The sequence below is a fragment of the Paraburkholderia oxyphila NBRC 105797 genome, assembly GCF_000685075.1.
GTDB classification, from domain to species: Bacteria; Pseudomonadota; Gammaproteobacteria; order Burkholderiales; family Burkholderiaceae; genus Paraburkholderia; species Paraburkholderia oxyphila.
Genome location: NZ_BAYD01000267.1, coordinates 1 through 1,451, shown reverse-complemented (window position 1 = coordinate 1,451; position 1,451 = coordinate 1). Strand labels below are relative to the sequence as shown.

Here is a 1,451-nt window from a genome sequence, read left to right as displayed (position 1 = left end):
TCTATAAGGACTTGCCCGTTTTAGCAAGAGTGGTTGAAGGGGCTTGTGCTGGTCGGTAATGGATCTCCTGAAGCATGGGAACATGTGCGGCGTGTAGCGGCGGGATAGACTGCGCACCTATAAACGGCCTTGTTGGGCGATATGATTGCGGCGCCCGGGCCCGGATAGTAACCGCGCAGCAGGACTCCATTCGGGATGCGGCGAGTACGTGAAACTATGTCGCCTGACGGGTGTTCGAGTTCGCCTGCTGCCGGTCTTACCTGTCGCTATCGTTGCCTGTTGCGTCCTATATTGGGAGTGGTATTCAGCGTGATGCTGCATGCAGTTCACGCGCTCGCCGTCGGACGGGGACGGGCGGGCGCGTGGGACGGATCGAAGTGCTCGCCTTTCGCAAGAATTGCCCACAGGATACGGGCGTGCTTATTGGCGATGGCGACGAGTGTCTTCTGGTAGCCGACGCGGGCCTGCAGCTGGAGAATCCAGCGTGAGAGCCTGTCGTTGTGTCGGGGCGCGGCGGCAATCGCTGAGCGTGCGCCCAAGACTAGTAGAGTACGCAGGTAGTCGTTGCCCTGTTTGGTAATGCGGCCAAGCCGCTGCTTGCCGCCGCTGCTCTTTTGTTTTGGCACTATGCCAATCCAGGCTGCGAGCTGGCGACCGTTGCTGAACTGTCGCGCGTCGACCACGGTCGCGACCGTAGCCGACGCGGTAAGCGGCCCGACGCCGCACATCTCCATGCAGCGCTTTGCCTGGATATCCTGATTGGCGTGTTCATCGATTTGGCGATCGAACCAGGCGATTTCCTGGTCGAGCGTTTGCCAATGGGCCCACGCGCGCATGAGGGCCTCGCGCGCGGCTCCAGTGAGTTCGTTGCTGCCGTCTTCGACGCAGTCGACGAAGTATTTGTGCAACTGGTTGGTACGTTGTGGGATAAAGATGCCGAACTCGGCGAGCAGTCCCCGCAACCGGTTAATGAGCGCGGTGCGCTCCTCGACATATCCGGTACGCATCCGATGCAGCACAAGCACGCTTTGCTGGGCAGGTGACTTGATCGGCACAAAGCGCATCTGGGGCCGGCTGGCAGCTTCGCAGATAGCTTCGGCGTCACGCGCGTCATTCTTCACTCGGGCACCACCCTTGCGGTAGGGCGCGACAAACTGCGGTGGAATCAGGCGAACCTCGTGTCCAAGCGCGCGGAGCTTGCGGGCCCAGTAATGGGCAGCGCTGCAGGCTTCCATGGCGACCAGGCAGGGCTTGAGATTGGCAAACCAGCTCAGAAGCCGGGTTCGCGCAATCGCCCGGCGGGTGACGACGCGCTCAGCGGCATCGACCGCGTGGATCTGGATGACGTTCTTGGCGAGATCAACGCCCACGCGGGTGATCGTGTCCATGACTTCCTCCTTGGCGGAAGGTTGCTCAGCGGCCCCATGATCGCACCAGAGGCTGGCGCTCCG

Annotated in this window: 1 protein-coding gene; it reads right to left on the bottom strand. The window is 61.6% G+C overall.

Translation table 11 applies throughout. From position 1 onward, the window contains the following. Positions 1-326 precede the first annotated feature (326 nt). Positions 327-1,388: an IS110 family RNA-guided transposase gene (locus BO1_RS48830; RefSeq protein ID WP_028223776.1), complete on the bottom strand. Its 1,062-nt coding sequence runs from the start codon at positions 1,386-1,388 to the stop codon at positions 327-329. Positions 1,389-1,451: the final 63 nt, after the last annotated feature.

What these genes read in the sequence shown, in the direction of transcription:
- BO1_RS48830 (WP_028223776.1), bottom strand. Translation starts at nt 1,388, where the DNA reads ATGGACACGATCACCCGCGTGGGCGTTGATCTCGCCAAGAACGTCATC.